Source organism: Sphingomonas sp. BL-S-25, assembly GCF_055521555.1.
The window spans coordinates 3,411,385-3,423,222 of the sequence record NZ_CM145486.1; the positions used below are offsets into that span (position 1 = coordinate 3,411,385).

Sequence of the window (11,838 nt, forward strand, 5' to 3'; positions counted from 1 at the left end):
CGTGTCAATCGCGCGATGCGCCGGGGCGCCCCGGTCAGGCGGCGGAGACCGCGGCGTTGGGCGCCACCTGATGCCAGTTGCGACCGCGATACAGTGTGAGCGACAGGATCCGCCCGTCCAGCACCTCGAAATATTCGGTGTTGCGGAGCGACTCTCCACCCTCGATCGTGACCAGATAGGTGAGGAAGGCGCCGTCGCCATCGGCGATCAGCCGTTCTTCCTCGAACGCGACATGGCGGTCGCCCATCGGCCAGCATCGAGCGAACCAGTCCGCCTTGCCCAGCGGCTCATCTTCGGGACCGGTGAAGCGGAACGCCTCGTCGATCAGCATCGACGCTGCCGCACGGTCGCGCTCGTGATAGGCCTGGTAGAAGGCGCGGATCGCCTCCGCCGCACCGCTCATGACCGGGCCGCGCCCGTCTCCGGCGCCCCATCGGCCGACTGCAAGACGAACCCCTGATCGGGATAGGGCATGATCAGCTTGCCGTCGGGATCGGCGGTGAAGGTGGTCTGCGTCGGATAGGGGATCGAGATGCCCTCGGCAGCGAAGCGGCGCAGGACCCCGATGATGATCTTGTTGCGCGCCTTGTGTGCGGTGTCCCAATCGTCGCCGGGAATGTCGAACTCCAACACGAAATCGACCGAGCTGGCGCTGAACGCCTCATAGCTGCCGCGCGCCAGCGTGACGCCGGCGTCCTCGACGATCTCGCGGACGATATCGGGCAGCGCCTCGAGCTTTTCCGGCGGCGTTTCATACGCAACGCCGATCACCAGCTTGATCCGCACATGGTCGCGGTGGGTGTGGTTCTCCAGCAGCTTGTCGAGCAGCTGCTTGTTGGCGATCACCATCTCCTCGCCGCTATAGGCGCGAATGCGCGTCGACTTCAGCCCGATCGCCTGGATGATGCCCGATGTCTGGTCGAAGCGGACCTTGTGGCCGACGCGGAACGGCTTGTCGAACAGGATGGCGAGCGCCGCGAACAGGTCGGCGAAGATGCCTTGCGCGGCCAGACCGATGGCGATGCCGCCGACGCCCAGACCGGCGACCAGGCCGGTGACGTTCACCCCTAGATTGCTGAGCACCACCACCGATGCGATCGCGAACACCACGATCGTCACCAGCAGGCGGATGATCCCCAGCGCGCTGGTCAGCGCCTGTCCGTGATAATCCTCGGCCGATGTGCGGTGCTCGATCGCGCCGAACACCAGCTCGCGGACCCAGATCGCGGCCTGGAACACCGTGGCGATGGTGAACAGGAACCCGACCGTCGTATCGACCATCGGCGGCGTCTGGGCATAGCCCACGACCAGTCGGATCGAGACCATGATGATGAAGAAATTGCTGGTCCGCGACACCGCGCGGCCGATGATCGCGTACCAGTTGGCGACGCCATTTCCGCGCAGGCACAGCTTCATCGCCCAGGCGCGGACCGCATAGAGCAATGCCGCGATCGCCACTGCGGCGCCCGCGGCGATCAGGATGCTCAGCCAGTAATCCTGGACCCAGTTCCATGCCTCGGTCGTGAAGGAACGGACATGGGTTTCCAGCTCATCGGCCGACGCAGATGTGGGCGTGGCCTTGGGGGCGGCGGTGTTGACGGTCATGAAAGTCCTCAGGCGGCTTTGGCGATGTCCGGCGCGTCGCTTTCGAGGAAGGCGATCAGGCCGCGCTCGGCGCGGCTGAGATAGCGCGTGGTTCGCGGAAGATTAATATGGGAGCGAAATGTTTCCTGCAGCTCGCGGTCCTTGGTCAGCGCGATCAGCGCCGGGTGGACATAGGATTTGCGCGCGATCGCCGGCGTGTTGCCCAGCGCCTCGGTCACCGGTTCCAGCATCGCGTTCAGCCCGACATGCGCCTTGGCGGTGGCCAGCACCTCGAACGCGATGACGCTGGCGCCCCAGGTGCGGAAATGCTTGGCGGTGAACTCCTCGCGCATCGCGTCGCGGATATAGCAGTTGACGTCGGTCGAGGTGACCGGGTGCGTTTCGCCCTCATCGTCCAGCCAGCGGAACAGATGCTGGCCCGGCAGGTCCTGGCACCGCTTGACGAAGCGGATCAGCGATCCGTCGGTGATGCTCAGCACGCGCAGCTTGCCCGACTTGGCGCGGAACTGCAGCCGCAGCGTCTGACCCTTCACCTTGGCGTGGCGCTTGCGCAGCGTCGTCGCGCCGAAGCTCTTGTTGGTCGCAGCGTACTGCTCGTTGCCGACCCGGATCGTGCCCAGGTCGAGCAATCGGACGACCGCAGCCACCGCCTTTTCCTTGCACAGCCCGCGCAGCTTTAGGTCCTGCTCGACCTTGGCGCGCAACAGCGGGAGCCGCACGCCGAAGCTGGCGCAGCGATCATATTTCGCGGCTTCCTGTGCCTCGCGAAAGGCGGCGTGATAGCGATATTGCTTGCGACCGCGATCGTCATAGCCGGTCGCCTGGATATGGCCGAGCGGACTGGGGCAGAACCATGCGTCGCGATAGGCGGGGGGCAGGCCGATCGCATTCAGCCGGTCGATCTCGTCGCGGTCGGTGATCCGCTGACCCTCCGCATCGAAATAGCCCCAGCCATGCCGCATCTTGCGGCGGGTGATCCCGGGCTCACGGTCATCGACATAGCTTAGTTCGGATTGCGGCATCGGCTCCCTCGCACTGTCCCGATCAATGCGCAGGCCATCGCTTCGTTCCGGAACCAGCCGCCAGGGGGCCGGGTTAGGCGGGCAAACATCATTCTTTCAAGGACTTGAATCATGACCGATCTTTCCCGCAGCCGCGTCCTGATGATCGCGACCGACGGCTTCGAACAGTCCGAGCTGTTCGACCCGCGCCAGGCGCTGCTCGACGCTGGCGCACAGGTGACGCTCGCCTCGCTCGAGACCGATCCGATCACCGGCGAACAGGGCGGCGAGAAGGGAAAGAGCATCACCCCCGACACGACGATCGATCGGGTCGATGCCCCCGACTATGACGCGCTGGTCCTGCCCGGCGGTGTCGCCAATCCCGACACGCTGCGAATGAACGACCGCGTCGTCTCGATCATTCGCGAGGTGTTCGATGCGGGCAAGCCGGTCGCCGCGATCTGCCACGCGCCCTGGCTGCTGATCGAGGCGGGCGTGGTCGAGGGCAGGCGCGCCACCGGCTGGCCGTCGGTGCGCACCGATCTGGGCAATGCCGGCGCGACGGTGCTGGACGAGGAAGTCGTGGTCGACGGCAATCTGATCACCAGCCGCAAGCCCGACGACATTCCCGCCTTCAGCCGCGCGGTGATCGACGCGCTGGAGCATGCGCGCGCCGACGCCTGAACGTTTCGCTCAGATCGCTGCCGTGTCGGTTCGCCGGAACGGCAGCGGTCGCGCGTTGATCCAGCGCTGCGCCGGCCGCTCGACCAGGTGATGGAGCAGGACCGACGCGGCCAACACCAGCGCCAGGAAGCCCAGCGCCATCGGCCAGCTCATGCCCGTCCTGGGCACGAACGCCAGCTTGAACGCCATCCACAGGATCCAGTGGCCAAGATACGTCGCATAGCTGATCTCGCCGAGATAACGGACCGGCGTCCATTCGAGCACATTGCCGCGCACCCCCGAACTCAGCGCGAGCGCAAGAACCAGCGCGGCGAAGACGAGCGGCATCGCCAGAATCTGCGGCACCAGTCCCAGCGCATGCCCGCCCAGCACTGCGGCACCCGCGCCGATGCAGCCCAGCGCCGACATCAGCGGCCGATCGCGCCAGCGCAGCCACAGCGCGCAGGCGATCGTTCCGATTCCGAACTCCGCCAGGCAGCGTATAACCCCGAACCGCTCGATCAGATTGCCCAGCACCGTCGCGCCCAGCGCGGTGAAGATCAGCCACAGTGCCGCCGCAAACCCGAACATCGCCGCGATCAGCGCCCAGCTCGGCCAGCGCCGCCAGTCGACCGCCATCACCAGCCAGGGAAAGATCAGATAGGCGGCCAGCTCGCACGAGATCGACCAGGCCGGCACGTTCCAGGTCAGCCGGCCGGTGAGCCCCCAATTCTGGATCAGCAGGAAATGGAGCGGCAGTTCGGCCGGCGGATATTGCGGCATGTCGGGCCGACCCGCGACGATCAGCGCGACCGCGAACAGCATCGCGACGCCCAGCATGACCGCGTGCAGCGGCCAGATCCGGGCGATGCGGCGCCTGAGAAACTCGAGAATCCCAGCCGGCCCCGCCTCTCGCAGCGGCTCGCCCCAGCTCAGCCAGATGACGAAGCCCGACAGCACGAAGAAGAAATCGACCGCCAGATAGGCCTCGGCCAGCCAGCCCTGCGGCCCGCCCATGTCGGGTATCGCGAAGCGCAGGTGGAACAGCACCACCAGCCACGCCGCGATCCCGCGAGCGCCGGTCAACGGCTTCAGTTCCTGCCCGGCCCGCATGAGTCCTCAGCCCTCTCCCTGTGATCGCGCCACCGCACCACCCCGAAAGCTGATAGGCGCGCATCGGGTCGCGTGCCAGCCGGCCGGGACCGGCATGCCGGTCGTTATCCTTCTGTTTACCAAGACCCCCTCAGAAAGTGGTTCATCGATTCGGGAACCGAGGGGGCAGGGCATGAAGCTTGGGGTGGCGACGCTGGGCGGGCTGACGACTGGAGCAACCGCGGCGATCCGCGCGCTGCTGCCTGGCCGATCGGCGGAGCGGCCACCATCGGGTGAGATCGTGCCGGTGCTGCGCCGCGCCGATGCTCATCCCGATGCGCCTGCTCGCGCCCCCCTGTTGGCGACCCGCGATCTCGGTACGCCGTTCCTCGAAATCACCGCCCGCGGCGCAGCCCGTCGCGAGCCGCGTGAGCGCAGGGTCCCCCTCGATCTCGACCAGAAGCTGTCCGCCTTCGATCCCGACGCGATCCTGGCCGCGCCGCAGTCGCCGGCGGACCTGGATCTCGATGAAGGCGAGCGGTTCGAAGCGTTCGAACTGACCCCGCCAGCGAGCGCACGCCCCGCGCCGCCGCCCGGGCTGCGTCCCGTGCCGCTGCCGCCGAGCGAGGCGATTGCCACGCCGCGCACCGATGCCAAGGTCCATGCGCTGCTCGACCGTCTGGAACGGGGCATGCTCGACCGCACGCCCGCCGCGCCGCGCCGCGCGCCGCTTTCACCGCGCCCGCGGTCGCGCGACCACACGCTCGAGGATGCGCTGGCCACGCTGCGCATGCTCGCCCGCACCGCCTGACCCGTCAGCCTTCCGCGTCGCGCGCGGCAATGAACTGCTCGATTCGCGACACCGTGCCCGCCCGCGGTTGACGCCCCTTTCGCAGGTCGCTTACCAGCCTTGGATCGTTGACTGCCTCGCGGCCGAACCGCGTCTCTTTCATCCCGCTGTGTCGCAGGAACAGGTTGATCTTGCGCAGGACCGCCATGTGCCTTCCTTCATCGAGTCGCTGTTGATGATCCTGTTTTGTTCTGGTAATCCAACTTGTCTAGGAAATTTCCTACGGGATCGGATCGACCATGGACCCTGCCGAACAACGCTCAGCCCTGTCGGCGGCGATCGAGCGTTCGGAGCATAGCTGCGCCCTCCTGTCCCGCGTGATCGGGCGCAATCCCGCCTATCTTCAGCAATATCTCAGCCGTGGCTCGCCGCGCGAATTGTCGGTGAAGGACCGCGCCCGGATTGCGCGGTTTCTGGGTGTGCCGGAGGCGCGGTTCGGTGTCGTGGCCGATCGCCAGATCATCGAGGTGACCCGCATGGACCTGGGCGCCTCGGCCGGGCCGGGGCGGTTGGCGGAGGAGGAACGCCGGGGGCAGGCGGGGCTGGTCGACCCGTTGCTGCTGCGCAAGCTCGGGGTGCGCGCCGATGCGGCATCGCTGATCCGGGTTCGCGGCGACTCGATGGAGAGGACCTTGTCCGATGGCGACGAGATCCTGGTCGACAGCGACCGGCGGATGCCGAGCGCCCGGCGCGACCTGTTCGTGATCCGCCATGACGGGGCGCTGATGGTCAAGCGGCTGGCGCCGCTGGGCAGCGAGGTCGAGGTCATCAGTGACAATCCCGATTATCCCAGCTGGACCGCGCCGGCGGGGGCGATCGATGTGATCGGTCGCGCCGTCTGGGTGGGGCGAACCCTGATCTAGCGCTGTCTGTCGATCAGCCAGACCGCGGCGAGCAGTACCATGCCGACCGCGAAGCCGATCACCGTCCCCAGGCTGGGCTCGCCCTGGCTGGTGCCGATGCCGAAGCCGAGCAGCAGGCTGATCGCGAGCAGGAAGCCGCCCGAGCGCGGAGTCTTGGTGGTGGAACCGTTGGTCATGCGCGTTCCCCTGCCATGTCGCGCGGCGCGGCGCCACTACCGGATGGTTGCCGACCGCTTCACCATCAAAAGCGCTTCGGTCTGGCGAAAGGGTGGCGACTGACGCAAGCTTTCGGTATAGCGCGGGAAATGACGGCCTGCGGGGCGTCGATCGGAGTTTCCATGGACGTGCTGCCCCCGTTTCTCGCCGACGCCGCGCAGGTTGCCGACGCGGCCGAGCTGATCCTGATGTTCGGCGACGAGGCTGGATGCGAAGCCGCGTCGCGTGCCGACCGCAGCCGGGGCATGGGCAATACGCTCCATTATCTGCGCTGGCGCCAGATCGAGCGACTGGTCGCCCTGATGTCGTGCGACGAGGCGATTGGCACCGTCCACTGACGCGCTGACACGCAATCGACTTCGCTCTTCGGAGCGGAGGATCCCGCCTCTTCTCGTCCCCCCAGGAAGAAGAGGCGGGATTTCCCCAAATCGGTTGCGACGCCATGGACCCGCGGCCGCCGACGGGAGTTGAGGCCCGGATGACATCCGAGGCCGCGTGACGCTCCCCCAGATCCTGTCGGTTACCGTGCTGATCGGCATGATGCTGCTCTTCATCTGGGGCAGGCTGCGCTATGATCTGGTCGCGGTCACCGCGCTGCTCGCCGCGCTCGCGGTCGGGGTGGTGAAGCCCAAGGACGCCTTTTCGGGCTTTTCCGACGATATCGTGATCATCGTCGGATCGGCGCTGGTTCTGTCGGCCGCGGTCCAGCGATCGGGTGTGATCGAACGGGTGATGCAGATCACCCAGCGCCGTGTCCGCCGGATCCGCTCGCAACTCCTGCTGCTCACCTCCAGCGTCGCCTTCGCCTCGGCGCTGGTCAAGAATATCGGCGCGCTGGCGATGCTGATGCCCGCGGCGATGCAGACTGCGAAGAAATCGGACACCTCGCCTGCGGTATTCCTGATGCCGATGGCCTTCGCCTCGTTGCTCGGCGGGCTGATCACCTTGGTCGGCACATCGCCCAACATCATCGTCAGCCGCGTGCGCGAGGAGATTACCGGCCAGCCCTTCGGCATGTTCGACTATGCCCCGGTCGGGCTGGGGCTGACGGTGATGGGCCTGATCTTCCTGCGCTTCGGCTACCGCCTGATCCCGCGCGACCGCCGGGCGACCGCGTCGCTGGGCGAGGCGCTCGACATCCAGGATTATGTGACCGAGGCGGAACTGGCCGAGGGATCGGAGGCGATCGGCGAGACGGTCGAGGCGTTCGAGGAGCGCCACGATCAGGAGGTCGCGATCACCGCGATCCTGCGCCGCGGCATGCGCAGCACGCCGCACCGCCAGACGCAGCTTCGCGAAGGCGACGTGCTGATCCTCGGCGGCGCACCCGATGCGCTGGAACGCGTGATCGCGATCGACGGGCTGAAGCTGGAAGGCTTGGAGCGCGATTTGCCCGAAGGCGCCGAGGGCGAAGTGGGCGTGATCGAGGCGGTCGTCGGCAATGAAAGCCCGCTGATCGGCCGCACGGCGATCGGCATCGGGCTCCACGAACAGTTCGGCATCAACCTGATCGCGGTGTCGCGCCACGGCGCCCGGCTGGCCAAGCGCGTCGGCCGGATCGCGCTGCAGCCGGGCGACGCGATCCTGCTCCAGGGGCCGCTCGAGCTGGTGTTCGAGCAGTTGAGCGCGCTCGGCTGCCTGCCGCTCGCGCAGCGTCAATTGCGGTTGGGCAGCGTGCGCAAGGGGCTGTTGCCCGTCGCCATCCTGGCCGCGGCGATGATCGCGACCGCAACCGGGCTGGTGCCGGTCGCGGTCGCCTTTTTCGCCGCCGCTGCGCTCGTGATCCTGACCGGCGCGCTGCCGGTGCGCGAGGCCTATGAGCATGTCGAGTGGCCGATCCTGGTGATGCTCGGCGCGCTGATCCCGGTCAGCGACTCGCTGCGTACCACCGGCACCAGCGACCGGATCGGCGAATGGCTGTCGGCGCTGGCCGCGACGCTGCCGCCCTGGGGCGCGGTCGCGCTGATCCTGGTCGCGGCGATGGCGGTGACCCCGTTCCTCAACAATGCCGCGACGGTGCTGGTGATGGCGCCGATCGCGGCGACCTTTGCCAGCGGCCTCGGCTATCGCCCCGAGGCGTTCCTGATGGCGACCGCTGTCGGCGCCGGGTGCGATTTCCTGACCCCCATCGGCCATCAGTGCAACACGCTGGTGCTGGGGCCGGGCGGATACCGGTTCGGCGACTATGCCCGGCTCGGTGCGCCGCTGTCGCTGCTGGTCGTCCTGATCGGCACCCCGCTGATCCTGATGGTGTGGCCGGTGTGATGCCGCGCTGATAAGGCGCGGCAAGGTTTTCAAAGGAGCGACGATGATGGTGCGTGCGGCGCGGATCGAGAAGACGGGCGGCCCCGAGGTGATCCAGCTGGTCGATCTCGACCTGCCCGAGCCCATGGCAGGCGAGGTCCGAGTGCGGGTGACCGCGATCGGCGTCAACTTCATCGACACCTATCACCGCTCGGGCCTGTACCCGGTCGAACTGCCGAGCGGGCTGGGCAGCGAGTTTGCCGGCGTGGTCGAGGCGCTGGGCGAGGGCGTCCATGGCCTGTCGGTCGGCGACCGCGTCGCGACCTATGGCCCGGGGCTGGGCGCCTATGCCTCGCACCGCAATGTCGCCGCCTCGTCGCTGTTCCGCCTGCCCGACTGGCTGGACGACGAGACCGCGGCGGCGGTGATGCTGAAGGGATGCACGACCGAATATCTGGTCGAGCGCTGCGGCAAGGTGCAGGCGGGCTGGACCGTGCTGGTCCACGCCGCGGCTGGCGCGATGGGTCAGCTGCTGTGCGGCTGGCTCAAGGCGATCGGCGCGACGGTGATCGGATCGGTCAGCACCGAACAAAAGGCTGCGGTCGCGCGCGAGGCCGGGGCGGATCATGTGATCCTCTACCGCGAGCAGGACATTGCGGCGCGGGTGCGCGAGCTGACCGGCGGTGCGGGCGTGCCGGTGGTGATCGACGGCGTCGGCGGATCGACCTGGCAGGCCTCGCTGGCCAGTGCGGCACGGCGCGCGCTGATCATCAGCTATGGCAATGCCGGCGGCCCGGTGGAGGGCGTCAACCTCGCCACGCTCAACCAGCATGGTTCGCTATACGTCACCCGGCCCAAGCTCTACGATTATTACTCCACGCCAGAGGAACGCGAACAGGGCGTCGCCCGGCTGTTCGCGATGCTGCAGAGCGGCGCGCTGCGCGCCGAAATCGGATCGCGCCGTCCGCTGGAGGAAGTCGCCGACGTCCACCGCGCGCTCGAGGCCGGCGAGACGATCGGCTCGACGATCCTGATCCCCTGAACGCCGGCGTTCAGACCGGGTATCAATCACAACAGGAGAGCAGCGCGATGGCCGGGATTTTCAGGAAGCTGTTCGGTGGCAAGCCGGACCCGGCCGCTGCACCGTCGGTGCCGCCCGGCATGCCGGCAACGATCGAGGACGGCATGGCGTCGCAGGCCGAGGATTTCGTCGGCGCCTTTTCCGAGCCGGGCTCGCCGATCGACGGCAGCAAGCTCGACTATAGCGAAGCCTCGCTCGCGCTGGTCGACCAGATCCTCGACGATTTCCACACGCAGCAGGTCCCTCTGCCCGAGGACCTCCACTTTCTTGCCTCGGCCTATGTCTTCGAGACCGCCCGTCGCGAATTCGGCGGTCGCTATGCGCGCAGCGACGCCGACAACCCGTTCGTGCTGGTCATCGGCGAAGGCGATGCCGAGGTCGGCGTGTGCGTCATGTCGAAGGTGAACGACCGCGTGGCGAACGGAGCCGAGGACAGCATCCCGTTCTTCTACGCCGGCATCGCGCCGCTGGTCGCGGCGGGGAAGGGGGCGACGCTGATTTGAGGGTTGGGCGGAGGTCGGCAGGCTTGGCGGCTGCTGTCATGGCCTCCGAGAGCAACCCACCCCTAACCCCTCCCTTCCAGGGAGGGGAACAAGCGTGAGCCTGACCGAAAGGTCTCCCCTCCCTGGAAGGGAGGGGCAGGGGTGGGTGGGCCTGAGGCTGCCAGACCGCCAAACCCGACGCGTCAGCCGTTAACCCCGACCAGCGCCTTCACCTCCAGAAACTCCGCCAGCCCGAACTTGCCATGCTCGCGGCCATTGCCCGACTGCTTGTATCCGCCGAACGGCAGCTCCGGATTGGGCTGGCCGCCATTCACATAGACCATGCCCGCGCGCAGCCGCGGCGCGACGCGGCGCACGGCTTCGGGCGAGCCGAACACCACCGCCGACAGTCCGTAATCGGTGTCGTTGGCGATGCGCACCGCCTCTTCCTCGTCCTCGTACGGGATGATCGTCACGACCGGGCCGAAAATCTCCTCGCGCGCGATCGTCATGTCGTTGCGCACGCCGGAGAACAGGGTCGGCTTCACGAAATAGCCGGTGTCGACCCCGTCGGGACGGCCGGGACCGCCGGCCTCCAGCGTGGCGCCTTCCTCCAGTCCCTTGGCGATCAGGCCTTGGACCTTGTCCCACTGCGTCTTGTTGACCAGCGGGCCGAGATGATGACCTTCCTCCGCCGGGTCGCCGGTGCGGGTCGCGCGCACCATCTCGGTCGCCAGCGCGACGATCTCGGCCTGCTGCGCCTTGGGCACCAGCAGGCGGGTGGGGGCGATGCAGCTCTGGCCCGAGTTCAGCAGCACGCTCATCAGCGTACCCTTCACCGCGCGCGCGGGATCGGCGCCCTCCAGCACCAGGCTCGGCGACTTGCCACCCAGCTCCTGATGGACGCGCTTGACCGTATCGGCCGCGTTCTTCGCCACCAGCACGCCCGCGCGGGTCGATCCGGTGAAGCTCACCATGTCGACGCCCTTGTGCCGGCTGAGCGCGGTGCCGACGCCGGGACCATCGCCATTGACCAGGTTGAACACGCCCGCGGGGACGCCGGCGGCGTCGAGCACCTCGGCGAAGATCATCGCACAGCTCGGCGCTTCCTCGCTGGGCTTCAGGATCATGGTGCAGCCCGCCGCCAGCGCGGGCGCAACCTTCGACACGATCTGGTTGAGCGGCCAGTTCCACGGAGTGATCATCGCGACCACGCCGATCGGCTCGTGCACCACCTCGGACGCGCCGATCGTCTCGATGAACTCGAACGTGCGCAGCGCCTTGGCGGCCGACATCAGATGGCCGATCCCCGACCCGACCTGCGCCGTCTTCGCCAGGCTGAGCGGCGCGCCCATCTCCTGACTGATCGCCTCGGCCATGTCGCCGGCGCGCTTCTTATACTCCTCGATCACCCGCTCGATCAGCGCGATCCGCTCGTCGGGGCTGGTGCGCGAGAAGCTTTCGAACGCGCGCCGCGCGGCGGCGACCGCCTTGTCGACATCGGCCTCGCTGCCGAGCACGATCTCGCTGACCGGTGCCTCGGTCGCGGGGTTGATGACCTGATGCACCGTCCCGCCCGCGCTCTCGACCCAGGCACCGTCGATGAACTGCTTGAGGTTGCTGCGCATGTCGCTCTCCCGATTCGAATTTTCGGTATGGAGATGCAACGCGGGCAGGGAGGTTGCAAGCGTGAGCGCTTTCCTCCCCCGAATGCTGCGCATCCGGGGGAGGGGGACCATTC

Annotated in this window: 14 protein-coding genes; 7 read left to right on the top strand and 7 right to left on the bottom strand. The window is 67.6% G+C overall.

Annotation, left to right across the window (positions count from 1 at the left end):
• Positions 1-34: 34 nt before the first annotated feature.
• Genes ACZ1H8_RS16565 through ACZ1H8_RS16575 form a run of 3 tightly spaced genes read right to left on the bottom strand, consistent with a single transcriptional unit; the run spans position 35 to position 2,627 of the window.
• The gene (locus tag ACZ1H8_RS16565) at positions 35-403 is read right to left on the bottom strand and encodes a nuclear transport factor 2 family protein (protein WP_465178288.1); all 369 of its coding nucleotides are present in this window, start codon (positions 401-403) and stop codon (positions 35-37) included.
• The gene (locus ACZ1H8_RS16570) at positions 400-1,605 is read right to left on the bottom strand and encodes a mechanosensitive ion channel family protein (protein WP_465178290.1); all 1,206 of its coding nucleotides are present in this window, start codon (positions 1,603-1,605) and stop codon (positions 400-402) included. Before ACZ1H8_RS16570 ends, ACZ1H8_RS16565 begins: the two co-directional genes overlap by 4 nt.
• An 8-nt stretch (positions 1,606-1,613) precedes the next feature.
• Complete coding sequence (locus tag ACZ1H8_RS16575; RefSeq protein ID WP_465178292.1) at positions 1,614-2,627, bottom strand: DNA topoisomerase IB; 1,014 nt, start codon at positions 2,625-2,627, stop codon at positions 1,614-1,616.
• A gap of 111 nt (positions 2,628-2,738) precedes the next feature.
• Here ACZ1H8_RS16575 and ACZ1H8_RS16580 point away from each other — a divergent pair, with 111 nt between their 5' ends.
• Complete coding sequence (locus ACZ1H8_RS16580) at positions 2,739-3,290, top strand: type 1 glutamine amidotransferase domain-containing protein (RefSeq protein ID WP_465178294.1); 552 nt, start codon at positions 2,739-2,741, stop codon at positions 3,288-3,290.
• A 9-nt stretch (positions 3,291-3,299) separates the two neighbouring features.
• Here ACZ1H8_RS16580 and ACZ1H8_RS16585 read toward each other — a convergent pair whose 3' ends face one another.
• Complete coding sequence (locus ACZ1H8_RS16585) at positions 3,300-4,382, bottom strand: acyltransferase family protein (protein WP_465178296.1); 1,083 nt, start codon at positions 4,380-4,382, stop codon at positions 3,300-3,302.
• A gap of 172 nt (positions 4,383-4,554) precedes the next feature.
• Between ACZ1H8_RS16585 and ACZ1H8_RS16590 the strand changes: the two genes are divergently transcribed.
• Entirely contained in the window at positions 4,555-5,172 is a 618-nt protein-coding gene (locus ACZ1H8_RS16590) for a hypothetical protein (RefSeq protein WP_465178298.1), read from the top strand.
• Between the two features lie 4 nt (positions 5,173-5,176).
• Here the strand turns inward: ACZ1H8_RS16590 and ACZ1H8_RS16595 are convergent, their stop codons facing one another.
• Positions 5,177-5,359 carry a hypothetical protein gene (locus ACZ1H8_RS16595; protein WP_110152159.1) on the bottom strand — a complete coding sequence of 61 codons (183 nt, stop codon included), beginning with the start codon at positions 5,357-5,359 and terminating at the stop codon, positions 5,177-5,179.
• 91 nt (positions 5,360-5,450) lie between these two features.
• Here ACZ1H8_RS16595 and ACZ1H8_RS16600 point away from each other — a divergent pair, with 91 nt between their 5' ends.
• The gene (locus tag ACZ1H8_RS16600; RefSeq protein ID WP_465178299.1) at positions 5,451-6,074 is read left to right on the top strand and encodes a S24 family peptidase; all 624 of its coding nucleotides are present in this window, start codon (positions 5,451-5,453) and stop codon (positions 6,072-6,074) included.
• Here the strand turns inward: ACZ1H8_RS16600 and ACZ1H8_RS16605 are convergent.
• Positions 6,071-6,250 (bottom strand): hypothetical protein, encoded by a 180-nt coding sequence (locus tag ACZ1H8_RS16605; RefSeq protein WP_110152160.1) that lies wholly within the window; start codon positions 6,248-6,250, stop codon positions 6,071-6,073. The genes ACZ1H8_RS16600 and ACZ1H8_RS16605 overlap by 4 nt on opposite strands.
• 162 nt (positions 6,251-6,412) lie before the next feature.
• Here ACZ1H8_RS16605 and ACZ1H8_RS16610 point away from each other — a divergent pair, with 162 nt between their 5' ends.
• The 4 genes from ACZ1H8_RS16610 (at position 6,413) to ACZ1H8_RS16625 (ending at position 10,118) form a co-directional block, all read left to right on the top strand.
• Entirely contained in the window at positions 6,413-6,628 is a 216-nt protein-coding gene (locus ACZ1H8_RS16610; protein ID WP_181402049.1) for a hypothetical protein, read from the top strand.
• A gap of 157 nt (positions 6,629-6,785) precedes the next feature.
• Positions 6,786-8,555, top strand: a complete 1,770-nt coding sequence (locus tag ACZ1H8_RS16615; protein WP_465178300.1) for an SLC13 family permease — start codon at positions 6,786-6,788, stop codon at positions 8,553-8,555.
• Between the two features lie 46 nt (positions 8,556-8,601).
• Positions 8,602-9,576, top strand: coding sequence for a quinone oxidoreductase family protein (locus tag ACZ1H8_RS16620; protein WP_465181411.1), 975 nt, complete (start codon positions 8,602-8,604; stop codon positions 9,574-9,576).
• 47 nt (positions 9,577-9,623) lie between these two features.
• The gene (locus tag ACZ1H8_RS16625; RefSeq protein WP_465178301.1) at positions 9,624-10,118 is read left to right on the top strand and encodes a hypothetical protein; all 495 of its coding nucleotides are present in this window, start codon (positions 9,624-9,626) and stop codon (positions 10,116-10,118) included.
• 182 nt (positions 10,119-10,300) lie between these two features.
• Here ACZ1H8_RS16625 and ACZ1H8_RS16630 read toward each other — a convergent pair whose 3' ends face one another.
• The gene (locus ACZ1H8_RS16630; RefSeq protein WP_465178302.1) at positions 10,301-11,725 is read right to left on the bottom strand and encodes an aldehyde dehydrogenase family protein; all 1,425 of its coding nucleotides are present in this window, start codon (positions 11,723-11,725) and stop codon (positions 10,301-10,303) included.
• Positions 11,726-11,838 lie beyond the last annotated feature (113 nt).

What these genes read in the sequence shown, in the direction of transcription:
- ACZ1H8_RS16565 (WP_465178288.1), bottom strand. Translation starts at nt 403, where the DNA reads ATGAGCGGTGCGGCGGAGGCGATCCGCGCCTTCTACCAGGCCTATCAC.
- ACZ1H8_RS16570 (WP_465178290.1), bottom strand. Translation starts at nt 1,605, where the DNA reads ATGACCGTCAACACCGCCGCCCCCAAGGCCACGCCCACATCTGCGTCG.
- ACZ1H8_RS16575 (WP_465178292.1), bottom strand. Translation starts at nt 2,627, where the DNA reads ATGCCGCAATCCGAACTAAGCTATGTCGATGACCGTGAGCCCGGGATC.
- ACZ1H8_RS16580 (WP_465178294.1), top strand. Translation starts at nt 2,739, where the DNA reads ATGACCGATCTTTCCCGCAGCCGCGTCCTGATGATCGCGACCGACGGC.
- ACZ1H8_RS16585 (WP_465178296.1), bottom strand. Translation starts at nt 4,382, where the DNA reads ATGCGGGCCGGGCAGGAACTGAAGCCGTTGACCGGCGCTCGCGGGATC.
- ACZ1H8_RS16590 (WP_465178298.1), top strand. Translation starts at nt 4,555, where the DNA reads ATGAAGCTTGGGGTGGCGACGCTGGGCGGGCTGACGACTGGAGCAACC.
- ACZ1H8_RS16595 (WP_110152159.1), bottom strand. Translation starts at nt 5,359, where the DNA reads ATGGCGGTCCTGCGCAAGATCAACCTGTTCCTGCGACACAGCGGGATG.
- ACZ1H8_RS16600 (WP_465178299.1), top strand. Translation starts at nt 5,451, where the DNA reads ATGGACCCTGCCGAACAACGCTCAGCCCTGTCGGCGGCGATCGAGCGT.
- ACZ1H8_RS16605 (WP_110152160.1), bottom strand. Translation starts at nt 6,250, where the DNA reads ATGACCAACGGTTCCACCACCAAGACTCCGCGCTCGGGCGGCTTCCTG.
- ACZ1H8_RS16610 (WP_181402049.1), top strand. Translation starts at nt 6,413, where the DNA reads ATGGACGTGCTGCCCCCGTTTCTCGCCGACGCCGCGCAGGTTGCCGAC.
- ACZ1H8_RS16620 (WP_465181411.1), top strand. Translation starts at nt 8,602, where the DNA reads ATGGTGCGTGCGGCGCGGATCGAGAAGACGGGCGGCCCCGAGGTGATC.
- ACZ1H8_RS16625 (WP_465178301.1), top strand. Translation starts at nt 9,624, where the DNA reads ATGGCCGGGATTTTCAGGAAGCTGTTCGGTGGCAAGCCGGACCCGGCC.
- ACZ1H8_RS16630 (WP_465178302.1), bottom strand. Translation starts at nt 11,725, where the DNA reads ATGCGCAGCAACCTCAAGCAGTTCATCGACGGTGCCTGGGTCGAGAGC.